Origin of the sequence: Aeromonas sp. QDB62, assembly GCF_027705695.1 — a bacterium.
GTDB lineage: Bacteria > Pseudomonadota > Gammaproteobacteria > Enterobacterales > Aeromonadaceae > Aeromonas > Aeromonas allosaccharophila.
Genome location: NZ_JAPDCD010000004.1, coordinates 129,877 through 154,536, shown reverse-complemented (window position 1 = coordinate 154,536; position 24,660 = coordinate 129,877). Strand labels below are relative to the sequence as shown.

Sequence of the window (24,660 nt, the reverse complement as noted above, 5' to 3'; positions counted from 1 at the left end):
ACGTTCTTATGTCGCATCCAGATTTTCGACTCTCTCTGGTCGTTCCCGTTTACAACGAGGAAGAGAGCATCGATGCCTTCATCAACGCGATAGACAACGAACTGGCCCCGCTGAAAGACCAGCTTGAAATTGTATTCGTCAACGATGGCAGCCGTGACCGCACCCGTGAAGTGGTCGAACAGGCCATCGCCCGTGACCCGCGCATCACGCTAGTCAACCTGGCACGTAACTTCGGTAAAGAAGCTGCCCTGACCGCCGGTCTGCATCAGGCCAAAGGGGATGCCATCGTGCCGATGGACGTGGATCTGCAAGATCCCCCCGCCCTGATTCTGGAATTCGTCAAACTGTGGCAGACCGGTGACTATGACACCGTCTACGGCATCCGCGTCGATCGCAGCGCCGATACCCCGATGAAACGCGTGACGGCCGGTGGCTTCTACCGCTTCTTCAACGCCCTCTCCACCAGCACCAAGCTGCCGGAGAACGCCGGTGACTTCCGCCTGATCGACCGTCGCGTGGTCGAGGCGATCAAGCTGCTGCCGGAGCGCAACCGCTTCATGAAGGGTCTGTTTGCCTGGGCCGGTTTCCGTGCCGTTGGCGTCCCCTACGAGCGCCCTGCCCGTCACGCCGGTGAAACCAAGTTCAACTACTGGAAACTGTGGAACTTCGCCCTCGACGGTCTGCTCAGCTTCTCCAGCTGGCCGCTGCGGGTCTGGAGCTATGTCGGTGTCGGCGTCTCCTTCGTCGCCTTCCTGTACATCCTCAAGATCGTGACCCAGGTGGTCTTCTTCGGCATCGATGTGCCCGGTTACGCCTCCCTGATGTCCGTGGTGCTGTTCCTCGGCGGTATCCAGCTGTTGTCGCTCGGCATCATCGGCGAGTACATCGGCCGCATGTTCGTGGAAGTGAAACAGCGCCCGGTCTACCTCATTGAAGGGGTCTATGGCCAGTATGCCAAGCAGGATGCGGCCAAACCGCAGAGCGCTGAGAGCAATCCGCAAGAGCAGCAGGAGCAAGCGCCTCAATGATCTCCCGCGAGGAATTCTGGCGGCTGGTACGTTTCGGTTTTGTCGGCGGGGGGGCCACCCTCGTCGACCTTGGCACCTCCATCGCACTGTTTCATACCTGGCCAACCATCTCGGAGCACCTGGTTACCACGCTGGCCTTTGCCATCGCGTTCTGGTTCTCCTTCTTTGGTCACCGCTACATCACCTTCCAGAAGCAGGGAGCCGCCAGCAAGTTTCTGCTGGTCGCCCTCTTCTCGCTGGCGGTGCGTAACCTGATCCTGAGCGGCCTGCTGTTTGCGGGGCTCTCCGGTCTGCTGCCGGTGGTCATCGCCACCCTGACCGTTACCGTCCTCACTTACGTTCTCTCTCGCGTCTGGGTTTTTGCCTGATGAATGATATGACCAATACTGTCCCGCTCACCGGGGCTGCACAGCCCTATCGCCCGTCACTGCGCATCAGCGGCCGCGACTGGCTGATGATCATCGCCGCCTTCATGCTGAGCCGGGTGGCGCTGTATGGCATGGGCTACTTCGGTGTCCAGCTCTATGGCTCCCCCGATATCGGCCCGCTGCAGGCCTATTGTCAGTTCGACTGCGTCTGGTTCCAGCGCATCATCGAAAACGGCTACGACCTCTACCCGCGCTGGTTGAGCAAGGGCAATGCGGCCAACTGGGCCTTTATGCCGCTCTATCCGATGGTCTCCGGCGCCATCTCCAACCTGTTCAATGTCGAGAGCCTGATCGGCCTCATCATTGTGGCCAACGCATCCTTCTTCGCCAGCCTGCCGCTGATGCTGCTGGTGCTGCGTCAGCTCAAGCTGGGTGACGATACCGCCCGCTTCGGCGTCTGGCTGCTCGCCTTCTCCCCCTTCTCCGCCTACTTCGTCTCCGGTTATACCGAGTCGACCTTTATGGCACTGATGCTGGGAATGTTCCTGTTCGCCTATCGGGAGCAGTGGCTGATGGTGGCCGTGCTGGGGGTCTGTATCTCGGGTACCCGCAACCTGGGCGTGATGATGGTGTTCCCGGTGCTGATCCTGGCGCTGCAAGCCTACGGCTGGCGGGAATTTTTCCGCTTCACCGAGCGCGCCTTCAAGGTGGTGTTCACCCTCTGGATGATCCCGTTCGGCCTGTTTGCCTACATGGTCTACCTCTATCACCTGACCGGTGATGCCATGGCCTTCAAGCACATTCAGGTGGCTTGGGGTCGTTACATGGACAGCCCGCTGGACTGGTGGCTGAGCGGTTTCGAGCTGGGCGGTCGCAAGGCTTACCTCTCCATCATGGTGATCTTCGGCTGGTGCCTGAACGGTTACCTGTTCAGCCAGAAGCGCTGGGCCGAGGCGACCCTGATGTTCATCTGCTGCACCATTCCGCTGATGACCGGCCTCAACGCCATGCCGCGCTACATGTTCGGGCTCTATCCGACCTTGCTGGCCATCATTCTGCTGACCCATCGCTGGCCCGCCATCCGCCCTGCGGTGCTCTGCATCAGCGGCATGGTTGCCTCCTTCATCGCGGTGGCCTTCGTCAACTTCAAGTTCTTCACCGTCTGATGTGACGACGATGCCTGAAACGCCAAATGCCGGTCACCTGACCGGCATTTTTTATGGCCGCTATTTTTATCAACAGAGCGCCTCCCCCATCACACTTTCCTCGGCTTGAAAACGTAACCATTTGAACTGATGTCACAAATCGGCATTTTGCCGATCCAAGGCGCGCTTTGCTGCTCCTAGAATGGGCCCTTGTCCGAACTGCCCTGCTCAAGGAATGGCTTATGCGTCGCGCTCCCAACTTATCCTCTCTCTGGCTTGCCCTGCTGGCCGCCCCTCTGTTCACCCCACAGGCGATGGCCGCCCCCGAGGTTCACCTCTATGTGGATGGTCAGCCGATAGCGACCCCGATCGCGCTGGACAAGGGCACGGTGGAGCTGACCCATCCCCTTGCCAAGGGGAGCCACCAGATCCGCATCAGCGACGCAGGCAACAGTTGCGGCACCAGCTTTGGCCCGAGCGAGAGCAAGCCGCTTCCCTTCGGCACCGCCCAGCCGATGGACAAATGCAGCAAGGAGCAGAGCTTTACCCTGCGGGTGATGCTGGCAGGGGAGTATCAGTTCACCTTCAACCCGGATACCCCCAGCCTCAAGGTGCTGCGGGCAACCAAGAAGAGCGAGTTCAAGCGCCAGCCACCACAAGAGCCCTGCATCAGCTGGGATGGCGGCCCGGTCACGGTATCGCTGCAAGGGGTCTGGCCCGACGGCACCCGGCTGCGGGATGCCTACTCGAAACAGGAGGCAGTGGTCAAACAGGGCAAGCTGACCCTGACCCCGAGTAAAGAGAGCGGCGGCCTGCTGCTGCTCGAACCGGTCAAGGCAACCAAACCAGCGCCGTTCAGCTGGGATCAGGCGAGCGTCTATTTCCTGCTGACCGATCGCTTCCACAATGGCGATCCCGCCAACGACCACAGTTTCGGCCGCCAGAAGGATGGCCAGGACGAGGTGGCCACCTGGCACGGCGGCGACTTCAAGGGGCTGACCGAGAAGCTCGACTACATCAAGAGCCTCGGCATGAACGCCATCTGGATCACCCCCATGGTGGAGCAGGTGCACGGCTTTATCGGCGGTGGCGAGCAGGGCAACTTCCCCTTCTACGCCTACCACGGCTACTGGGCACTGGATTTCACCAAGATCGATCCCAACTATGGCGACGAGGAGAGCCTGAAGACCCTGGTGGACGAGGCCCACAAGCGCGGCATGCGGATCATCCTCGATGTGGTGATGAACCATGCCGGTTACGCCACCCTCGCCGATCTGCAGGATCTGGGGCTCACCGAGCTGACCCAAAACAGCGGCAAACTGCCGACCGTCTGGAACCAGTGGCGCCCGAGCGGTGGCCTCAACTGGCATGGCTACAACCAGTTCATCGACTATCAATCGCCAGCGTGGAACAAGTGGTGGAGCGGTGACTGGGTGCGAGCTGGCCTGCCCGGCTACCCGCAGCCCGGCACCGACGATGTCACCGGCTCGGTGGCGGGGCTGCCGGACTTCTTGACCGAATCGACCAAACAGGTAGGGCTGCCGCCGCTGCTGGCGGCGAAAAAAGACACCCTCGCCAAGGCGTTGCCCGACGCCACCGTGAGCGACTACCTGATCGCCTGGCACACCGACTGGGTGCGCCGCTTTGGCATAGACGGCTTCCGCGCCGACACCGTCAAGCATCTGGAGCCCGAAGTGTGGGCCAAGCTCAAACAGGCGGGCACTTCGGCGCTCAAGGAGTGGAAGGCCGCCAACCCGGACAAGGCGCTCGACGAGCTGCCCTTCTACATGGTGGGCGAGGTGTGGGATCACGGGGTCGCCAAGGATTTCTGGTATCAGAACGGCTTCGATTCGCTGATCAACTTTGACTATCAGCGCGAGTTTGCCCTGCCTCAGGCCCAGTGCATGGCGGGCGCCGAGCCCACCTATGCCAGCTACGCCAGCCGCATCAATCAGGATCCCGAGTTCAACGTGCTGAGCTATATCAGCTCCCACGACACCAAGCTGTTCTTTGGCGACTATCAGGATGTGCCGCTACAGCGCCGGGTCGCCAACAGCTTTATGCTGCTGCCAGGCGGCATCCAGCTCTACTACGGCGACGAGTCTGGCCGCGGGCTGGCCAAGGATGGCGGGGTATTCGATCAGGCGTTGCGCTCGGACATGAACTGGCAGGAGCTGGCCAGCGGAGACAAGGCTGAGCTGGTCAAGCACTGGCAGCAACTGGGCCAGTTCCGCGCAGCCCATCCGGCCATTGCGGCAGGCAGTCACCAGAAACTCTCGGATGCTCCCTACGCCTTCGTGCGGGAGAAGGGGGATGACAAGGTGGTCGTGGTCTTTGCCGGTCGGCAGAAGTAACTCTTGAGCCATATTTACCAGCAACAGAGAGGGGAGCCACTGGCTCCCCTCTCTCGTTTATCCATCTGTAGCGGCTCACTGTAACTGACGCGCCGCCACCGGCCACTGCAAGCGCGCCTTGACCAACAACTCTTGCCACAGGGGCCAAGCCAGCAGCGCCTGCTGATAGACTCCGGCCTGACCGGGCAACAGGATGCCGTAGCTGGCCAGCCGATAGGCCATCACGGCATAGAAGGCGTCGATAATGCCCGCCTCGCCAAAGTAGAAGGGGCCCCGCGCCTGCGACCAGATCTCCTGCAAACGGGCCAGCTCGCCGACCGCCTCCACCGGAGGATCGATACGGGTTGGCGCGCCAAGGAAGAAGGGAAGGAGAGAACGGATCTGCCGAAATCCCGCGTGCAGCTCGGCGCAGAGGCTGCGAGCCAGTGCCCGCTCAGCCAGTGACACCGGATAGAGCTGACGGTCGGGACAGCTCTCGTGAATATATTCGGCGATGGCCAGTGAGTCGTGAACCCGCACGCCATCGTGTTCGAGCCATGGCACCAGACCGGCCGGTGCCAGCCGCTTGAGCCTCGTCAACGACTTGGCATCCTCCAGATCGAACACCTGCTCCTGCCACGTCAGCCCACTCATGGCGAGCACCAGTGCCGCCCGCATCGCCCAGGTGGAGCCGGTGCCCACCGTCAATACCAAGGATCCCATCTCTTGCCTCCTGCATGAGTTGCCTGCGACCGCTCGGTCTGCCCTGATGGCAACACATCCGATGGTCGCTTCACATTTGCGCACCGGCGGGTTTGACCCTCTTGGTGAGCGATGCTAGTTTGATTTTTCAAAACAATCAGTTAGCAACAATGTGAGCCATTAACCGAAATATGGACAGCCAATTTACCATCGTCATCGCAGATGACCACCCCCTGTTTCGGGGCGCCCTTTACCAAGCGGTGCACATGGCCATCAACGACGCTCAATTGCTGGAAGCGGACTCCATCGACAGCCTGACCAGCCTGCTGGGGGAGCACCCTGAGGTGGACCTGCTGCTGCTCGATCTCAAGATGCCGGGGGCCAATGGCTTCGAGGGGCTGGCCCACCTGCGCGGTCAGTATCCCGACCTGCCCATTGTGGTGGTCTCCGCCTCGGAAGATGCGGCCATCATCCAGCAGGTGCTGCGGCTCGGGGCGCTCGGCTTCATTCCCAAATCGGTGCCGATGAAGGAGCTGGTCAACGCCCTCAATACGGTGATCGGGGGAGATAACTGGGTGCCGGAAGGCATCTCGCTTCATCCCGAATCGGAAGATGGCCCCGATTTCGCCAGCAAGCTGGCCAGCCTCACCCCCCAGCAGTACAAGGTGCTGATCATGCTGCGCGACGGTAGCCTGAACAAGCAGATCGCCTGGGAGCTCAATGTCTCCGAAGCCACCATCAAGGCGCATATCACCGCCATCTTTCGCAAGCTCGGGGTCAAAAACCGCACTCAGGCGGTTATCGCCCTGCAGCAGCTCGATATCAGGGAGAGCTGAGCCCTCCAATCAGGCCCATATCACCACAACCTTCCGCAAGCTCGGGGTCAAAAACCGCACTCAGGCGGTCATCACCCTGCAGCAGCTCGATATCAGGGAGAGCTGAGCCTTCCAATCAGGTCCATATCACCACAACCTTCCGCAAGCTCGGAGTCAAAAACCGCACTCAGGCGGTTATCGCCCTGCAGCAGCTCGATATCAGGGAGAGCTGAGCCCCGCACGCGGCGACACATGTACGATGAGGTAGCCAGCCATGCTGGCTATTTGTTGCTCGACAATTAGCACGATCGTACTTTATGCTGCCAGCGCCAACGAGGAGAGAGCGATGAGCAAGGGGCGCCTGACCCGGGAAAACATTTTGCAGACTGCCTTCGAGCAGGCGAGCCAGCAAGGGCTGGAGAGCCTGACCATCGGCTCGCTGGCCAGCGCCTGCGAGATGTCGAAAAGCGGCCTGTTTGCCCACTTTCAATCCCGCGACAATCTGCAGATCGCCGTGCTGGAGTACGCCGCCGAGGTGTTCCGGCTGCGGGTGATCCAGCCGGTACGCCAGCAGGAGCACCAGAGCCAGCATGACAAGCTGATCGCCCTGCTGCGCGCCTGGCAGGCGTGGAACCACTGCTTCGCCGGACGCTGCATGTTCCTCGACGCCTGGACCTCGGCGCAGGATGGCCATGAGCAAACGAGCCAGGTACAGCAAGCCGCCCGTCAGCTGGTGCGCTTCTGGCTCGACTATCTGGCCCGTCAGGTGGTGCAGGGTCAGGCCGCTGGCGAGTGGCGACAGGAGATGGATCCCTGGCGCGCCGTTTACCGCCTCTATGGCCTCTATCTGGCGGATCAGGTGTTCAACGACCTCGAACTGTGTCAGGATCCGGCCCGCCACTTCTGGCCAGAAGTGGACGCTCTGCTGAGCAGCTGGCGCTGATGTTTTGGCATCCGTTCAATACGACTTTTTAAAAACCGATAAAAAAGCACGACCGTTCGCACATAAAAACCACAGGATGACCATGAGCAGCAAGATCTACTTCAACACCCGCCGCTTCAGCCCGAGCAAATGGCTGCTGGGTATCGGCACCCGGTTGCACCACAGACTCGCCCCCAGCCATGCCAAGCGCACCGCCAGCAAGTTGCTGCTCACCCCCCAGCGCAACCAGCGGGATGGCAGCGAACCTGCCGGTCTGGTGAAACAGGCCGTCCATACCAGCGAAGGGGTACTGATGAGCTATCGACTCGGTCAGGGGCCACTGTGGCTGCTGATGCATGGCTGGTCCGGCAGCGCCAGCCAGTTCTATCCGCTGATGAGCCATATCGCCGCGCAGGGTTTCACCGCCATTGCCTACGATCATCCGGCCCACGGCCAGAGCGCAGGCAACACCGGCCACCTGCCCCGCTTCGTGCGCGCCTTCGACGAGCTGGCGACCAGGTTGGCCAGCGAAGTGGGCCCGCTGCACGGGGTCATCGCCCACAGCATGGGGGGCGCCGTCACTCTCTCCAGCCGTCAGCCGGGTATCGACAGCCTGCCACTGCTGTTGATTTCGCCGGTGCTCGACTATGTGCCCCAGCTCTACGGCATGGTGGCGCGCTCCGGCTACTCCATCCGGCTGTTCGATGCGGTGGTCAAGGAGATTGAGCAGGAGTACCAGCATCCCTTGAGCACGGTCGATCCGCTGGGCCGACTCGCTAGTCGCAGCGGCGCGGCGATAATCGTGCACGACGAGGAGGACAGATTTGCCCCTCACGACGACTCCCTGCGCGCCAGTCAGGATGGTCATACCCGGCTGGTGAGCACCCGGGGTCTGGGCCACGGCCGCATCCTCGCCAGCGCCCCGGTATTTGCCGCTTTCGATCAGCTGGCGCGGCCGGAAAATCCTCATCGGGCTCTTTGACCGAGGGCCATGAAAAAAACGGGCGAGCGCCCGTTTTTATATTTGATACAGCGCCTTATAGTTAACTTGTCAGTGGGAACGCCCCTCCCGGGCCAACAATAAGGCGCCAGCATATGGCCAGACCCAATACAGCGTTGTTGCTCACCGGTGGCGGTGCTCGCGCCGCCTATCAGGTCGGCGCCCTCAAGGCGATTGCGGAGCTCTACCCGCGCAATCTCGGCATCCCTTTTCCCATCCTGTGTGGCACCTCGGCGGGGGCCATCAATGTCACTGCGCTGGCCTGCTATGCCTCCTGCTTTCATCTGGGGGTGCGCAAGCTGGAGTGGGTCTGGCGCCGTTTCGAGACCCACCACATCTTCGATTTTCACCCCGGTCGGCTACTGTGGCGGCTGATGTACGAAGGCTCGGCGGGGCTGATCAATCCCCATACCAACCACGCCTTTCACCTGTTTGACAACGCGCCGCTGCACCGCCTGCTGGATCAGCTCATCGACTATCACCGCATCGATGACAACATCCTCTACGGCAGTCTGGAGGCGCTGGCCATCACGGCGTCGGATTACGATGACGGTCTCTCCACCACCTTCTTCCAGGGACGGGCCGAGCACCATCCGTGGGAGCGGGCCAGACGGCGCGGGGTACGCACCGTGCTTACATCGGAGCATCTGCTCGCCTCCTCGGCGCTGCCCTTTGTCTTTCCGGCCACCCGGATCGGCGAGACGTTCTACGGCGACGGCTCCATCCACCAGCTGAGCCCGCTCAGCCCCGCCATCCATCTGGGGGCGGAGCGGATCCTGCTGATCACCCTGGATCCGCCTGCGCACTCGGCACCGACCCATCACCACGGCCACCTCACCAGCTCCAATATCGCCAGCCATCTGCTCGATACCGTTTTTACCGATACCCTCAACTCCGATCTGGAACGGTTGTGGCGCATCAACCAGACCCTGGACCTGATCCCGGAGCGGGAACGCAACCGCCTGAAGCTGAAACGGGTAGAGACCTGCGTGCTGAAACCGAGTCAGGATCTCGACACCATGGCGCTGGCCTATCTGCGCAAGCTGCCACTGCAGCTGCGCCGCCTGCTGCGGGTGCTGGGCGTGAAGGGGGATGAGACCAGCAGTCTGGCCAGCTTTCTGATGTTCTATCCGGGTTACTGCCAGCAGCTGATCAAGCTGGGCTATCGGGATACCCTCCAGGAGCGGGAGCGGGTCGCCGCCTTTCTCGATATCGAGGGGCAGCCAACAGAGCGGGAGTAAAGGGGCGCGTGGTCAATGAACGCGAGGGGATTCAGTGCCCCTCCAGCAGACGCTGCTCCGCCTGCTCCATCGCCACCACGGTACCAAACAGGATCAGCCGATCGCCAGCCGCCAGCACCAGCTCGGGTCTGGGCTCCAGACTCAGATCCCCGCGCTGCACCTCCTTGATCCGCACCTCATCGAGCGGCAACTCGCGCACTTCACGGCCTACTGCCCACGCCTGATCATGCAACAACAGCGGATGGAGGCGTTCGAGCAGTTGGTCTGCCTCCAGATTGCTGGCGCTCTGATCCCCCCAGTAGAAGCCGTGCAGGAAGCGATACTGGCTGCTGCGCTCGTGCTCCATCCGGCGGATCACTCGCCCGAGAGGAATATCGCAGTTGAGCAGCAGGTGAGAGACCAGCATCAGGGCCCCCTCCTGGGATTCGGGGATCACCTCAAACGCCCCCGCCTGCTTGTACTGCTCCAGAAAACTGTCATCCCGGGTGCGCACCAGCACCTTGAGCTCCCCCGCCAATGCGCGGATCAGCGCCAGCATCGCCTCCACCCGCTTGCGATCATCGAAGGTGATGATCACCAGCCGCGCCCGCAGCAACCCGGCGGCCAGCAGAATATCGCGACGGCTGGCATCGCCGAAGGCCACCTGCTCTCCTGCCTGCTTGGCCTCGCTCACCCGCTCGGGGTCCAGATCGAGGGCCAGAAAGGGGATCTCCTCGATCTTGAGGAAGCGGGCACAGGTCTGCCCAGCCCGGCCAAACCCGGCGATGATGACATGCTGGTTCTTGCTTAAACCAGACTGGGCCACCTCGGAGCGGGTCAGCAGCGCTGGATCGGTGAGACTGCGGGCCAGCGAATGGGCCTGAGTCACCAGCCAGGGGGTCATGGCGATGGAGATGATACCGATGCCGATCAGCAGGGAGACCTGCTGCTGATCCAGCAGGCCGTGATGGAGCGCCAGCGCCAGCAGCACGAAGCCAAACTCCCCCACCTGACTCAACATGATGCCGGCGGCCATGCTGTCGCGCTTGCGCTCCCCCATCAGCCGCCCGGCCAGCAGCACCAGCAGGGATTTGCACAGCACCAGCAACAGCACGCAGATCAGCACCTGCCACCATGCCCGCGCCACCAGCAGCCAATCCATGGCCATGCCGATGGTGATAAAAAAGAGCCCCATCAGCACGTCGCGAAAGGGTTTGATGTCCACCTCCAGCTGATGACGGTAGTGGGACTCCCCCAGCATCATCCCCGCCAGAAACGCCCCCAGCGCCATCGACAGCCCGAGCGAATGGGTCATGAAGGCGGCGAGCAGCGCCACCAACAGGGCGCTCAGCACAAACAGCTCGTCAGAGCGGGCCCGCGCCACCTCGTGAAACAGCAGCGGCAGCAACCATTTGCCCACCGCCAGCAGGGTGAGCAAGGCAAACAACCCCTTGAGGGTGGCCCAGGCGATCTCGGCGGCCAGGGCGCTCCCCTGCACTTCCGGCTGGGCGAGGATCGGGATCATCACCAGCAGGGGCACCACCGCCAGATCCTGAAACAGCAGCACGCTCACCCCCAGCTGGGCCCGGCGGGTATGGAGCTGCTTCTGCTCGCCGAGCTGCTTGATCACCACCGCCGTGGAGGAGAGCGCCAGCGTTCCCGCCACCACCAGTGACTGCGCCAGACCCAGCCCCCACCACCAGCCGATAGCGAAGAAGATCAGCGAGGTGAGCAGCACCTGCAGCACCCCGACTCCGAGCACCAACCGGCGCATCGCCAGCAATTTCGGCAAGGAGAACTCCAGCCCCAGCGAGAACATCAGAAAGACGATCCCGAGCTCGGCAATGGTCTGCATGATCGACTGGCCGGTGATCACCGCCAGCCCGTGGGGGCCGAGCAACACGCCGGCAATCAGGTAGGCGAGGATCACCGGCAAGCCGAGGCGCCGGAAAGTTGCCACCAGCAGCACGGCGGCGAACAGCAGGATCAACAGGTCGGTGTACAAATTTCCCTCTCCTTTTATCGACTTAAGTCTAGTCAGCCGAACTGGCGGTCAGGAAAGATATATTGGGCATGCCAATTGCAGGGAGGAGACAGTAGTCAGGTGTTACAGGTGGAAGACCATGGAAAATACGTCGTCACTTAATGGCTTTAGCCATGGCATCGAGCAGTGGGTTCGCCAGATGGAGCGGCTCACGCCGTTGCCCAGCGTTGAACGCAACCAGTTGCTCGAGCAGTTGTTGGGGCAGAGCGATCTCGGCGGTTTGCTGACAACTTTTGCCGATCGTGCGGCAAGAATTGTCAGGATCCACGGTCTCTACCTCGATTGTGGCCAGCCCCATGTGCTGATCCAGCACCCGCCGCTGGCTACCCTCAACCTGCACAACTATCCGTTCGAGCTGCGCGGCCAGCACGGCCAGTTGCTCGGCCAGCTCCAATACGATCTGGAACATCCGCTGAGTGGCAGCCAGCAACGAGTACTGATGCAATACCATCAGCTGCTCTGCCTGCTGCTGCCCCTCTATCTGCGGCTGGAAAAACTGGATCAGCTGGTCCGGCTCGATCACCTGACCGGCCTTGGCAACCGCTCCTACTTTGACGAGGCCATCGGCCGCGCCATCGAGCAGCACAGCCGCGAGCCCCACGGTCTGGTGCTGGTGCTGCTGGATCTCGATCGCTTCAAGCAGATCAATGACACCTGGGGTCATCCGGTGGGGGATCTGGTGCTGAGCCGCTTTGCCCAGCTGCTCAAGGGGTGTATCCGCAGTACGGATCAAGCCTTTCGACTCGGGGGAGATGAATTTGCCCTGCTGCTGCAACCGGCCGAACCCGAGGCGTGGCGCCCGGTCTGGCTGCGACTGCAGCATATGTTGATGACCAACAAGGAGCTCAGCACCTTCTCGGTCGGCTGCAGCCTTGGCGCCGCCAGCTGGCAATCCGGGGTCGATGTGCAGAGCCTCTATGAAGCAGCCGACAGTCACCTCTACGCCCGTAAAAAAGCCGGCAAGGCCGGCCTTCTCGAATAATCCCGAACTCTTCTTTGCTCCGGCACATGCGCGCCATGTGACCGGAGCTTCTTTTTTTGGGGCTAGCCCCCGCTCACAGAGATATCAAGTCAGGCGAGATCCTGCTCGGGCAGGATGGGGGCCGCACCGCTCCCCTGCCAGTGGCACACCAGCCCGGCCCCCTGTGCCATAAAACCGTCGCAGACAAAGAGCCCCACCACCGCCGCCACCTGCTCGCCATAGTAGAGGATGGGAATGCGCCCCCGCTGCCACGAAGGCACGCCATACTCCTGCAACAACTTTTTCATCCGCCGACTGCCGCTTCGACCCACTGGTTTGAGAGGGATCCCGGGCGCCACCTGAAAGCGCACCGAAAGTGGCTCATCTTGCCGGGGGGGGCGCAGCAGATCCTCGCCGCACTCCGCCATGCGCACCACCAGCTCGCCCAGCCCGTCCGGCAGGGTCAGCGGCTCGCCCACAATCAGCGGCAACAGCTGATGACAGGGTTGCAGGTCCGGGCTCACCAGATAGAGTCGCTCCTGAAAACGGCGGCAGCTCTGGCGCCCCCAGTTGAGCCGGGGATTGGCATCGCCGCGCGCCAGCGCTACTTCCTGCCAGAGCCGGGCAAGCTGCTCACGGGATGGCATCTCCCCCCCCTGACGGCGGATCCAGTAGCGCAGCAGGTTGTTGCGCCGGGTGGGTGAAAGGGCGTGCAGCGGGCCGATATGGAGCGCCTCCCCCTCGCCCGCCAGCTGCCAGTCGCTCTCGGCCAGCTCATCCAGCAGCGCCTCCTGCTCGGCGCACAGGGCCATGCTGCGCGCAGCGGTCTGGGCCATGGCTGGCCAGCGCGCCTTGAGCTGGGGGATAAGCGTCTGGCGCAAAAAGTTGCGGTCATAACTCACGTCCAGATTGCTCTCATCCTCCACCCAGCCAAAGGGGAGGCTCGCCGCCGCCTCGGCCAGCTCTGCGCGACTCATATCGAGCAGCGGACGCAGCAACAGGCCGCCAGCAAAGGGCTGGCTTGGCAAGATCCCCGCCAGGCCACGCAGACCGGCGCCGCGCTTGAGGGCCAGCAGCAGGGTCTCCAGCTGATCATCCTGATGGTGGGCGGTGAGCAGCCACTCCCCCTCCCGCATCCGGGCGGTCAGCCGCTGGTAACGGGCTGTGCGGGCCTGCGCCTCCAGACTCTCGCCATTGCCACGGGCCAGTGTTACCCGCTCCACCAGCAGCTCCACCGCCAATTGCTGACACACGGCTTCACAATGAGCGACCCACTCATCGGCATGGGGACTGAGGCCGTGGTGCACGTGCAGGGCGCGAAGCGGCAGGCCATGCTCGCGGGCATACTGCGCCGCCAGCACCAGCAGCAGGGTAGAGTCGAGGCCGCCACTGAAGGCCACCAGCAGACCGGTGGAACCTTCCGGCGCTGGCATAGTCAGACAAAAGCGAGAATAAAGATGAGAAATCATAGGCTTCCCCAAAACGGACCGGCCGATCTTAGCAGAGTCGGGCTTATCAAGCTGCAACCCTGCTGCTAGAGTGAGGCTCGCCCGCCCTCTCCACCAGGCTGGCCGCAAGGCGGTCGCACAACCGGTTGGAGCAAGGAAGATGGGCAGGGAAGCAAACAATCCGAATTGGAATCAAACAAGATGAACAATAAGAAAAGCTTACTGGCCGGCCTGATTGGACTGGCCCTGCTGGCTGGCTGCAGTCAGGCACCGCAAGACTCCCCCAAACACTCCGGGCTGGCTCTGGCCAATATGGACACCCAGGTCAAACCCGGCGATGACTTCTTCCGCTACGTCAATGGCAAGTGGCTCGCCACCGCCAAGATCCCCGACGATCGCCCCGCCGATGGCGCCTTCTACATGCTGCGGGACAAATCCCTCGCCGATGTGCGGGTGCTGGTCGAGGGGCTGGCCAAGCAGGAGGCCGCCACCGGCACGCCGACCCAGCAGATCCGCGATCTCTACGCCAGTTATCTTGATCAGGCAGGCCGAGATGCCAAGGGGCTCACCCCGCTGGCACCGGCGCTGGCCGACATCGACCGGATCGGTGATCAGGCCGCGCTGGCCCGCGCCTTTGCCCAATCAGGCCGCATGGGCGGCGGCGCACCGTTCGGTATCTGGATCGACGCCGATGCCAAGTCCCCCGACCGCTATGCGGTCTACCTCTATCAGGGGGGATTGGGGCTGCCGGATCGGGACTACTACCTCAAGCAGGATCCCGACAGTCAGGCGATGCGCCAGAAGTACCAGCAGCATATCGCCGCCATGCTGAACCGCCTCGGGGAATCTGACCCGAGCGGCAAGGCCAAGCGCATTCTCGCCCTCGAAACCCGGCTCGCCACCATCCAGTGGGACAACGTGGCCCTGCGGGATCGGGAGAAGAACTACAACAAGCGCCCCACCAGCGAACTGGCACGGCTCGCCCCCCACCTCGACTGGCAGGCCTATCTGAACGCTGCGGGCATTGCTGCCCAGCCGGAGCTCATTATCGGTCAGCCGACCTATCTGAGCGCGCTGGATCAGGTGATGGCCCAGACCCCCATCGCCGACTGGCAGGCCTACCTCAAGTGGCAACTGCTGACCGACTACGCCCCCTATCTCGACAGCGAGACCGACCGAGCCAACTTTGCTTTCTACGGCACCACGTTGAGTGGCACGCCCAAACAGCGCGCCAGCTGGGAGCGAGCACTCGGGGTGCTGAACGATCATCTGGGCGAAGCGGTCGGCCAGCTCTATGTGGCCCGCTACTTCCCGCCAGCGGCCAAGGAGCGGATGGAGCAGCTGGTGGAAAACCTGCGCACCGCCTACGGTCAGAGCATCAAGGAGCTCGACTGGATGTCGCCCGAGACCAAGGCGCAGGCGCTCGAGAAGCTGGCCAAGTTCCGCCCCAAGATCGGCTACCCCGACAAGTGGAAGGATTACAGCGCCATCACCATCAAACCGGATGATCTGGTCGGCAACCTGCAGCGCTCGCAAGCCTTTGAATACGCAGACAGTCTGGCGCGCCTCGGTAAGCCGGTGGACAGGGACGAGTGGCACATGTCGCCGCAAACGGTGAACGCCTACTACAACCCGAGCAACAACGAGATCGTCTTCCCGGCGGCCATTTTGCAGCCCCCCTTCTTCGACATGACGGCGGATGATGCGGTCAACTACGGCGCCATCGGCGGGGTCATTGGCCACGAGATGGGCCACGGTTTTGATGATCAGGGGGCCAAATCCGACGGCGACGGCATGATGCGCGACTGGTGGACGCCGCAGGATCTCAAGGAGTTCCGCTTCCGCACCAGCCGTCTGGTGGCCCAGTACAACCGCTTCGAGCCCATCAACGGCCAGTTCGTCAACGGCCAGTTCACCCTGGGGGAGAACATCGGCGATCTGGGCGGTCTCACCATCGCCCACAAGGCCTACGAGCTGTCGCTCGATGGCAAGGAGGCACCGGTGCTGGACGGCTTTACCGGCGAACAGCGCTTCTTCCTCGGCTGGGCGCAGGTGTGGAAGGGGATGTATCGCCCCGAGCTGATGCAGATGCTGCTGCGCTCCGACCCCCACTCGCCCCCCGAGTACCGGGTCAACGGCGTGGTGCCGAACATTCCAGCCTTCTACGAGGCATTCAACATCCAGCCGGGGGACAAGCTCTATCTGCCACCCCAGAAGCGGGTGAAGATCTGGTAACAGCATCACGGCGGGCTCCTGCGGGAGCCCGCGCTCAACAGACAGCAAGAGGTTCCAAGATGAACAGAGCATTGATAATCGCAGGGCTGCTGACCCTGCCGCTGGCGGCACAAGCACAAACACAAGCCGAAGAGGGATTTAGCAAGCAACTGACCCTCCCCTCCGGGCAGGTGATCCGGGTGGCGCAGGGGGCCGGTGAACCCGCCTCCATCGGCAGCTATGACGTGCGACTCTATTCGGGCCAGAACGCCGAGTTCCCACTGGATGAGTTTCTGGATGGCAAGGTGATGGCCCGCAACGGCTTTATCCGGGAGTTGAAGCTGGTCGATTTGAATGGCGACAAACAGCCCGAGCTGGTAGTCATCATCGAGAGCGCCGGCAGCGGCAGCTATCAGGATGCCGATGCCTACACCGTCAGCCCGCAGGGGGAGCTGGAGATCTTCAATCAGGTCAAGGAGCTGGAACCGAAAGAGGATGTGCTCAAGGCGCTCAGGAGCCCGCAGGATTAGCCCCCAGGCATTAGAACTGACGCAATAATCGGTGACTCAGGCCCCGGCAGGGCCTGAGCTTGCCGACAGCATCACGCCATCAGACGTTTATGGGGTGACGCTGTAACCCTTGCCCTGCATGCAACTGATATAAGCCTGTGAAGAGGTGGTCGCCGCCGCAGGCGCGGCCACTTGCTCGGCACGTCGCTCTTTTCGCTGGTGACGACCGCCTATCACGGCCCCCACTGCGGCCGCATCCCGGGCATTCTCCTGTCGATACTCCTGCTGCACATCGTCATCGAGCCTGTCGTAGGCATCATACTGGTTACCGCGCACCTCCGCGGCGGCAGCCCCGACGAGCCCCCCTTTCACCGCGCCAGCGAGCCGCCCGCCCTGAGGCTGCTCAGTCGCCGGAGTGGTCGCCTGATTTTGGCAGGCCATATCATCAGATTTAATTTGCTCGGCGTTTTGTCCATTAAGCGGGAGCAATGTCTGGCCGGTTGCGAAACCGGCAAAACCGGTCAGCGTCAGGATCGTTGTCACCAAGAGCAGTCGTCTATTGAAGCTGTGCATGATATCTCTCCAACCGTGGAAACATGAGTATGGCGGGTTGGCTGTCGATGCTATCTGGCCGTCACTCCCGCCTGGTCATCCTGAAGATCAACCGCTCGCGTCGGTGGCCTCTTCACGTTGACACTACTGGTCACCAGATTAGTCCCCTTCCCCGCCATAAACCCATTGCTATCTCGCAGATCAGAGACGAGTCGCCCGGATGGAGACCTGCGGCAGCGCCATCTCGTGCTGGGCCGCCACCAGTTGCAGCTCGTAGGCCCCCGCCAGCCAGGTCCGGGCCAGCACCGCATCGACACTGGCGTTGGTGCGCTCGAACGCCGCCACCGGAGTGCAACCGGACAGCAAATGGGCCAGCATGGTGGCACTCAGCAGATCGCCCACCCCGATGGGGTGGCGGGCAAAAGGATAGAGCGGGCGGGAGAGGTGAAACGTCCCCTCCTCACACACCAGCAGCATCTCGAAGCGGTCCATGGCAAAGCCGGCCTTGCCCAGATGCTTGACCATCACCAGCTTGACCCCTTGCGCGCGCAACTGCTGGCACGCCTCGATGGCATCCGGCACATTGCGGATATCGCGGCCGGTGAGCTGTTCCAGCTCCAGCAGATTGGGGGCCAGTATATCGGCGCAGGCCAGTGCCCGATGTTTCAGAAAATCGGCGACGCCGGGTGCCACTATGCACCCCTTGTCGGGGTGACCCATCACGGGGTCACAAAAATAGAGGGCGGCTGGATTGAGCGCCTTGAGCCGGGCCACTGCCGCCAGGATCTCCTCCCCCTGTTCGGCCGAGCCGAGGTAGCCGCTCAGCAGCGCATCGCACTCGGCCAGCACACCGATCTCCGCCAGGCCGTTCACCAGCTGACGGATATGGCCGCCGGGCATCACCATCCCCTGCCAGCCTTCGCGGTATTGGGTGTGGTTGGAGAACTGCACCGTGTTCATCGGCCACACCTCGATCCCGAGACGACGCATGGGAAAAACGGCGGCGCTATTGCCAGCACAGCCAAAGACTACGTGGGATTGAATGGAGAGCACTCGCTTCATGGTTGGCGACTCACGCAATTAAGAACAGGAATTCCGGAGGGAAAAACGGGCCTTGCGGCCCGTTGTTGTGACTTTCGATGGTTGTCACTGTCGATGGTTGTCACTATCGATTAACGCAGCACCTTGACGGTGTAGCTGCCATCGGCCTGACGATAGAGGCCGTGGATGTCGGTCTCGAAGCCCGGGTAGTGGGCACCGATCTCGCACAGCATCTCGAGGAACTCGAGCACCGGCAGAGAATCCTGGGTCACCATCTCGCCCGGCAGTACCAACGGAACTCCCGGCGGGTACGGCAGGATCATGTTGGCGCTGATGCGGTCAACCATGTCACGCAACGGCACCTCTTCCAGATTGCCAGCCAGCTCCTGCTGCCATGCAGCATGCGGGGTCATCTTCATCTCCGGCAGCACGTCGAACGCCTTGAACATCAGCTCCGGCAGACGGTACTTGCTGGTCAGGTCATGAATCCGCTGCGCCAGCTCCTGAATGCGCATCCCTTCGTAGAAGCTCGGGTCTTCACGATAGAGGCTCGGCAGTATGCTCTTGATGGTCAGGTTCAGGTCGTAGCCGCGCTTGAACTCGGTCAGGGCGCGCAGCAGTTGCATCGCCTTGGACTGATCGATACCGATGGAGAAGAGGAACAGCATGTTGTAGGGGCCGGTCTTCTCGACCACGATGCCGCGCTCGTCCAGGAACTTGGAGACCAGTGACGCAGGGATGCCCTTCTCCAGCAGCTGGCCATCACGACCCATCCCCGGGGTCAGCAGGGTGACCTTGATGGGGTCGAGGTACATGTGGTCATCGTCGATGCCGTTGAAGCCGTGCCAGTCATCTTTCGGATCCAGCTTCCAGCACTCGACGGTGTCGATGTTGTCCGGCTGCCATACGTCGAAGAACCAGCCTTCGCTCTGATCACGCAGACGCTTGATCTCTTTGCGGAAGGAGATGGCGCGATCGATGGAGTCCTTGATCAGCCGCTTGCCGGTGTTGCCACGCATCATGGCGGCGGAGATCTCGGTCGAGGCCACGATGCCGTACTGCGGCGAGGTGGAGGTGTGCATCATGAAGGCTTCGTTGAAGGTCTCTTCCTCCACGTCACCCTTGATATGGATCATCGAGGCCTGGGAGAAGGCCGCCAGCAGCTTGTGAGTGGACTGGGTCTCATAGAACACCTTGCCCGGCATCGCTTCGCCGCTCATGCCGCACTTGCCTTCATAGATCGGGCTGAAGTTGGTGTAAGGCACCCAGGCACTGTCGAAGTGGATGTAAGGGGTATCCAGACTCTCCTTGATGAAGCCGGTGTTGTAGAGCAGGCCGTCGTAGGTGGAGTTGGTGATCACGGCGTAACGGGGAGCCTGGGCACCCGGCGTCGCAGCGACCTTGGCCGCGATGGTCTCGCGGCTGAATTCGCTCTGCGGGATACCGCCCAGAATGCCGTAGGCGTTGCGGGTCGGACGGAAGTAGATCGGCGTCACGTCGTTCATCATCATCAGGTGAGTGAGCGACTTGTGGCAGTTGCGGTCAACCAGCACGGTGCTGCCGGCCGGTGCGGAGTACATGCCGACGATCTTGTTGGCCGTGGAGGTGCCGTTGGTGACGATGTAGGAGCGGTCGGCGTTGAAGGTACGGGCGATGTACTCTTCGGCTTCCTTGTGCGGACCTGAGTGATCCAGCAGGGAGCCCAGCTCCGGCATGGAGATGGAGACGTCAGCCTTGAACGCGTTCGGGCCGTAGAAGTCATAGAAGATGCTGCCGGCCGGGCTCATCTGGAAGGCGGTGCCGCCCATGTGACCCGGGGTACAGAAGGTGTATTTACCCTCTTCCACGTACTTGAACAGCGCCTTGGTGAAGGGCGGCAGGATGGCGTCCTGATACTCCTGGGTGGCCTGACCCATCTTGAGGGCGATGTCGTCGGCCATGCCGAGACGGTACTCGAAGAAGTGGACGTTAAGACGCAGGTCAGTCAGGTGAATGTCCAGAGTGGACTGATCGTTGGCGAAGGCGAAGATCGGCAGCTTCTCGTTGCGATCGTGGATCTCCTTGCACAGACCCAGCGAGTATTTGTCCCAGTCGAAGATGGCGCCACAGACGCGGGGGTTCTTTTCAATCAGTTTCAGCAGATCGGCCACGTCGACCGGATAGACGACCTCGAAACCCTTGCGCTCGAGGGAGGCTTGCAGCTGGCGAATGGGTTCTTCTTTAAAGAAAACGCCCAGGTGGTTGAGGATGGCAATGATATTCATCGTAATGCTCCACACGTAAAGGGGCGCTCTCCATCAGGGATGGTGAGTGAAGAGCGCTCGGAAGATAAGAGGGGGGATCAGTTGCTGGGCTGTTCGCTCAGCAGGGCGTCGTGCTGACGCAGACCCTGTTTTTTGGCGTAGAACATCAGGATGATGAGCGACACCACGAAGGTAGCGGTAAGGTTGGAACCCTTGGCACCCATCAGGGCCACCAGACAGAAGACACAGGCCACACCGGAGAAGATCATCGCGCCGATGCTGCGGGAGGTCATGCCCTCGAAGCGAATGAGGTTAATGCTGGAGTAGAAGTAGGGCAGCATGGTCAGCAGCACCGCATCAGTAGTCAGTACGTTGAAGAGATCGGCTGCGTGAGCGGACCGGGAGGTGAAAGCGGTCAGGCCAATCATCAGGGCAGTCATCTTCAGGGAGCCCAGGATCAGACCCTTCTTGGCCACGCCGTTCTTGTCCAGTTCGCCGTAGATTTTCGGGAAGTTGCCATCGTTGGCGGCACGCTTGCCCGCCTCGCCTACCAGCATCATCCAGGAGCCCAGCGAAGTGAAGCAAGCCAGGGCGGTGAAGGCAGAGACAAACGGCGCAGACCAGCTACCGAAGATGGCGGAAGAGGCCATGGCAAACGGGGCGCCGGAAGCCGCCACTTCACCGGCCGGGAACATGCCGCTGATCACCTGGGTAGAGAGGATGTAGATAACACCCGCGATACCGGTACCCAGCATGGTGGCGAGCGGTACTGTGCGCTTGGGGTTCTTCACCATGCCGGAAGAGACGGCGGCGGATTCAACACCGACGAAGGACCAGAGGCAGATCAGCACGGCGCTGATGACAGCATGCAGGTCGCTGCCGCTGGTGGTGTTCCAGTTCTGGCTGTAGACGGTGGCATCAAAATGCCCCCAACCCATCACCGCAGTACCGACAACCGGCAGCAAGATCAGCACCAGACCCAGGGTACAGAGTCGGCTCACCCAGCTACCGCCAAGCAGGTTGACGAAGGTGAAGATCCAGACGGCGGCGATGGTGGCTGCAGCGGCCGGGATCGGGCTGTTGAGAATGGGGAAGAAGACCGAGAGGTAGGAGACGCCGGTAATGGCGATGGCCAGGTTACCGATCCAGTTGGCGTGGTAATAAAGCACACCGGTCTGGAAACCGAACACCGGAGAGATCTCGCCAGCGTAAGCAATAGGGCCACCCTCTTGCGGGTTCTTGGTAGCAAGGCGGGCGAAGACAAAGGCGAGGCCCATGGCGCCTACCAGACAGATTGCCCAGCTAAAGACAGAGATGGAGCCGATGGTGGCCAGTGCCGAAGGCAGCAGCGCGATGCCACTCCCCATCATGTTGCCGGCCACCACACCTGTACAGGCGATAAGGCCAATCTTCTTGCTCGTATCTAGGGACATAAGATCTCCGGTTCTATAAAAGGTCGGGTCGTCACATACACATTTGGCGGAACGCCCCGCCAAAGAATGGGCACAGACTAGGCCTCTCATCCCCGGAAAACATAAAGACCAGCTAACGGATAAAAATATGAGCCAACTTTTTTCACCGCCTCGTCATTTTTGCTAAAAACCATTTAAAAACAGTAAATTGACATCAGACCACACCGTCACCTTGATAAAACCTTGATATCCGGCCGCCCCGTTTTTGCCCCTTGATAACCCCCTTATCTCGCCGTCTTGATATTTTTGGCCAGATAAACCCGGGATACAGTGGCTCCCATTGCGCCCCCTGCCCTTGCGACCATCTGGAAGCCCTGCTGATCATTACCCTGAGTGGCCGCTCACCTCCTGTTCAGCCCTCCGCTCGGCTCATCACAATCCAGGCTCAGAGGTAAAGCGCAACGGCGATAACCGGTCAGCAATGAGAAATGAGTCGTGACAGACAGCTTATCCCACCGCCAACCATGAGCAGATGTCACAAGCTGCGCGCGGCGCAAAGCCGGGCAAACTCGAGTGCAGCGAATGCCGCGTGCAAGACAAAGGCAAATGTAGATAGTGGGGAGCTGTGGGGGATAAATCGGGCCGCACCAGAGCGGCTATCCCCGGTGGCAAACAGGCAGGATTGAGACAGACAGAAACAGCACAGGCCGCCCGAAGACAGCCTGTGGATAGGGTTGGCAACCGTGCCGACCGAGGGAAAACCAAAACTGCGGTGTTAGAAGAGCTTCACCTTGCTCTGGCCCAGTGCATTGAACAGGGCCGGGGTGAGGCTCTCCATATTGCTGTAGAAACCGAGCTGCTGGCAGAGCAGATAGGTCTGCTCGGTCGCCTCCATCAGGAAGGCCTGACTGTAGGCATCACCCGCCGCCTCGGGGCGACCGTCCAGCTCCGCCAGCTTGCCCTGCAGTATGTAGTAGAGCACCGAGCGGCCACGACTCGCCGCTTTCTCCAGCAGATAGTTGGCCTGCTGTTGCTGGCCGTTGAGGATTGCCTGCAGGGTCAAGGCCTCCCACACCCGGGCAGGCAGGGCGCCGCTGTTTTGCACCACGCGGGCGAGATGGGTGCCAATTCCCTGCAGCCGCTCGCTCTCGGATTTGCCCGCCAGGGTCGCCAGCGCCTCGCCCGCCAGATAGCGCTCCGCCAGCAGCAGCGGCTGATCCGGATGGGCAATCAGCGCCTGCTCCAGCAGATCGATGCCGCGCTTGAGGGCGACCGGATCCCGGCTGTTGATGTAGTACTGCGCCTCCATCATCGCCATCAGGGAGGCATCATCGGTGGGCCAGCCCATGCCCGGCTCGGCATCGGGCTGGTCGAGGGCGCGCAGCAGATCCTGACTGCTCGCCTGCAACACCCCGTGCACATTGTGGCGACTGAGCTGGTATTGATGGCTGAACAGCACCCGGTTGGTGTTGATATTGCGGTACTCCAGATCGAGATAGGTGCCGCGTGGCTGGCGGGTGACCCGCACGCTCAGCTCTTTGCCGGGCATGATGCCCCCCATCAGATTGGTGGCGCCATACTGCACCCGCAGCGGCGTGGCTACCGCCACCTCCCCCATCAGGGCGCGGGTGATACCATCGGCGAGGCGCACGTTCTCATTGTTGTCATCCATGCCGGAGTGGAAGCGGAACACCAGCAGGTCGGGATCCAGCATGGTGTGTACCTGAGGGCTGGTGTGCTGGTAGCTGAGCATGCTGACAATGGCGATCAGCACGATGGCCACGAAGATATCGAAACTCACCATCTTCCAGCGGCTGCGGGCATCCTTGGCATGGGTGGAGATGGCGCGGGTCAGCGGCCCGGCGGGAAAAGGGGCAACATTGGGCTGTGCATCATCATCGTGATCAGCCGCGGGCGGGCTCAGATCGGAGAGGGTCGGGTTGTCGGAGAGAGCGGTATTGACCGCGGCCACGGGTTGCTCATCCGCCATCACCACAGAAACCACCTGCAGCGGTCGTACCGGCGCCACCAGCTTATAGCCGCGCTTGGGCACGGTGACGATATAGTCGGTCGCATCGGTGCGACCATCTTTGAGGATCTTGCGCAGTTCGAAGATGGACTGGGTCACCACCTGATCGGTCACCTCGGCGCCGTCCCACACCTCGTTGATCAGGGTATCGCGGCCAAACACGGTGCCAGCATTGTGGGCCAGAAACCGCAACAGATTGACCAGTCTGGGTTCGAGGTAGACCTCGCGGTCGGGGCGACACAACATGTTGTCGTCAACGCTCAGGGTCCAGTCGTGGATCTCAAAAACCGATTCGCTCATGATTCACTCGCTGCAGATGGAGACAATGCACGATGAGAGTGACGCAAGACCCGGACTGACTGAACGGAACAGGGCGCTGCCAGCAGGGACGCGGCAGAAAAGGGAACCGGAACAGTGAATATCGCTGTGAGTCAGTCTGGCCAGGCCATCCTGTTTACGTCTGAAGGGCATCCTTGCGGGCATTCCGACCACCGGGATCGGAAAGGAGCACTTTAAGCAAAACGGGAGCTGGATCCCACTTTTTTTGGCTATAAATCGCCGCTGAGTTGATCCGACACCGCACTTTTCGGCAAATAGCGTGCCAATGGGTGTTCATATGAATATCCCATATGCCTGAATCAAAAAAGCCCTGAACATCAGGGCTTTCTCATCTT

At 61.5% G+C, this 24,660-nt stretch carries 19 protein-coding genes and 2 pseudogenes; 13 read left to right on the top strand and 8 right to left on the bottom strand.

Going from position 1 to position 24,660, the window contains the following annotated elements:
* The first annotated feature begins 8 nt into the window (after positions 1-8).
* The 4 genes from OKC27_RS03650 to OKC27_RS03635 all read left to right on the top strand — a co-directional run bounded on the left by OKC27_RS03650 (position 9) and on the right by OKC27_RS03635 (position 4,895).
* Positions 9-1,028, top strand: coding sequence for a glycosyltransferase family 2 protein (locus OKC27_RS03650; RefSeq protein ID WP_270805951.1), 1,020 nt, complete (start codon positions 9-11; stop codon positions 1,026-1,028).
* Positions 1,025-1,396, top strand: a complete 372-nt coding sequence (locus OKC27_RS03645) for a GtrA family protein (protein WP_005338463.1) — start codon at positions 1,025-1,027, stop codon at positions 1,394-1,396. Before OKC27_RS03650 ends, OKC27_RS03645 begins: the two co-directional genes overlap by 4 nt.
* A complete protein-coding gene (locus OKC27_RS03640) occupies positions 1,396-2,562 on the top strand; it encodes a hypothetical protein (protein WP_270805950.1) in 1,167 nt (388 codons plus the stop codon). Before OKC27_RS03645 ends, OKC27_RS03640 begins: the two co-directional genes overlap by 1 nt.
* Positions 2,563-2,783: 221 nt before the next feature.
* Positions 2,784-4,895, top strand: a complete 2,112-nt coding sequence (locus OKC27_RS03635; RefSeq protein WP_270805949.1) for an alpha-amylase — start codon at positions 2,784-2,786, stop codon at positions 4,893-4,895.
* 75 nt (positions 4,896-4,970) lie between these two features.
* Here the strand turns inward: OKC27_RS03635 and OKC27_RS03630 are convergent, their stop codons facing one another.
* Positions 4,971-5,597 (bottom strand): glutathione S-transferase, encoded by a 627-nt coding sequence (locus OKC27_RS03630; protein WP_270805948.1) that lies wholly within the window; start codon positions 5,595-5,597, stop codon positions 4,971-4,973.
* Positions 5,598-5,767: 170 nt separating this feature from the next.
* On the opposite strand from OKC27_RS03630, the gene OKC27_RS03625 reads away from it, so the two are divergent.
* The 6 genes and pseudogenes from OKC27_RS03625 to OKC27_RS03605 all read left to right on the top strand — a co-directional run bounded on the left by OKC27_RS03625 (position 5,768) and on the right by OKC27_RS03605 (position 9,554).
* Positions 5,768-6,412 (top strand): response regulator, encoded by a 645-nt coding sequence (locus OKC27_RS03625; protein WP_042058575.1) that lies wholly within the window; start codon positions 5,768-5,770, stop codon positions 6,410-6,412.
* Between the two features lie 7 nt (positions 6,413-6,419).
* Positions 6,420-6,518 (top strand): annotated as a pseudogene (locus OKC27_RS22905) (DNA-binding response regulator); the annotation flags it as partial.
* Positions 6,519-6,531: 13 nt separating this feature from the next.
* Positions 6,532-6,624 (top strand): annotated as a pseudogene (locus OKC27_RS03620) (DNA-binding response regulator); the annotation flags it as partial.
* A gap of 113 nt (positions 6,625-6,737) precedes the next feature.
* Positions 6,738-7,334 (top strand): TetR/AcrR family transcriptional regulator, encoded by a 597-nt coding sequence (locus tag OKC27_RS03615; RefSeq protein ID WP_139409414.1) that lies wholly within the window; start codon positions 6,738-6,740, stop codon positions 7,332-7,334.
* A gap of 82 nt (positions 7,335-7,416) precedes the next feature.
* On the top strand, positions 7,417-8,295 hold the full coding sequence (locus OKC27_RS03610; protein WP_270805946.1) for an alpha/beta hydrolase: 879 nt from the start codon (positions 7,417-7,419) through the stop codon (positions 8,293-8,295).
* Positions 8,296-8,408: 113 nt separating this feature from the next.
* Entirely contained in the window at positions 8,409-9,554 is a 1,146-nt protein-coding gene (locus OKC27_RS03605) for a patatin-like phospholipase family protein (protein WP_270805945.1), read from the top strand.
* A gap of 31 nt (positions 9,555-9,585) precedes the next feature.
* Here the strand turns inward: OKC27_RS03605 and OKC27_RS03600 are convergent, their stop codons facing one another.
* The gene (locus OKC27_RS03600; protein WP_270805944.1) at positions 9,586-11,538 is read right to left on the bottom strand and encodes a monovalent cation:proton antiporter family protein; all 1,953 of its coding nucleotides are present in this window, start codon (positions 11,536-11,538) and stop codon (positions 9,586-9,588) included.
* Between the two features lie 118 nt (positions 11,539-11,656).
* On the opposite strand from OKC27_RS03600, the gene OKC27_RS03595 reads away from it, so the two are divergent.
* Positions 11,657-12,559: a diguanylate cyclase domain-containing protein gene (locus OKC27_RS03595; RefSeq protein WP_163129393.1), complete on the top strand. Its 903-nt coding sequence runs from the start codon at positions 11,657-11,659 to the stop codon at positions 12,557-12,559.
* 89 nt (positions 12,560-12,648) lie between these two features.
* On the opposite strand, the gene tilS is transcribed toward OKC27_RS03595, so the two are convergent.
* On the bottom strand, positions 12,649-14,007 hold the full coding sequence (gene tilS, locus OKC27_RS03590) for a tRNA lysidine(34) synthetase TilS (RefSeq protein ID WP_270805943.1): 1,359 nt from the start codon (positions 14,005-14,007) through the stop codon (positions 12,649-12,651).
* Positions 14,008-14,187: 180 nt separating this feature from the next.
* Between tilS and OKC27_RS03585 the strand changes: the two genes are divergently transcribed.
* Both OKC27_RS03585 and OKC27_RS03580 read left to right on the top strand, forming a co-directional pair.
* Complete coding sequence (locus tag OKC27_RS03585) at positions 14,188-16,221, top strand: M13 family metallopeptidase (protein WP_270805942.1); 2,034 nt, start codon at positions 14,188-14,190, stop codon at positions 16,219-16,221.
* Between the two features lie 59 nt (positions 16,222-16,280).
* Positions 16,281-16,730, top strand: coding sequence for a PliI family lysozyme inhibitor of I-type lysozyme (locus OKC27_RS03580; protein WP_270805941.1), 450 nt, complete (start codon positions 16,281-16,283; stop codon positions 16,728-16,730).
* 87 nt (positions 16,731-16,817) lie between these two features.
* Here the strand turns inward: OKC27_RS03580 and OKC27_RS03575 are convergent, their stop codons facing one another.
* The 5 genes from OKC27_RS03575 to cadC all read right to left on the bottom strand — a co-directional run bounded on the left by OKC27_RS03575 (position 16,818) and on the right by cadC (position 24,286).
* A complete protein-coding gene (locus OKC27_RS03575) occupies positions 16,818-17,282 on the bottom strand; it encodes a hypothetical protein (protein WP_270805940.1) in 465 nt (154 codons plus the stop codon).
* Between the two features lie 180 nt (positions 17,283-17,462).
* The gene (pdxY, locus tag OKC27_RS03570; RefSeq protein ID WP_270805939.1) at positions 17,463-18,323 is read right to left on the bottom strand and encodes a pyridoxal kinase PdxY; all 861 of its coding nucleotides are present in this window, start codon (positions 18,321-18,323) and stop codon (positions 17,463-17,465) included.
* A 110-nt stretch (positions 18,324-18,433) separates the two neighbouring features.
* Complete coding sequence (locus OKC27_RS03565; protein WP_270805938.1) at positions 18,434-20,566, bottom strand: lysine decarboxylase CadA; 2,133 nt, start codon at positions 20,564-20,566, stop codon at positions 18,434-18,436.
* A 77-nt stretch (positions 20,567-20,643) separates the two neighbouring features.
* Entirely contained in the window at positions 20,644-21,978 is a 1,335-nt protein-coding gene (cadB, locus tag OKC27_RS03560) for a cadaverine/lysine antiporter (protein ID WP_111809226.1), read from the bottom strand.
* Positions 21,979-22,732: 754 nt separating this feature from the next.
* Positions 22,733-24,286: a lysine decarboxylation/transport transcriptional activator CadC gene (gene cadC / locus OKC27_RS03555; RefSeq protein ID WP_270805937.1), complete on the bottom strand. Its 1,554-nt coding sequence runs from the start codon at positions 24,284-24,286 to the stop codon at positions 22,733-22,735.
* Positions 24,287-24,660: the final 374 nt, after the last annotated feature.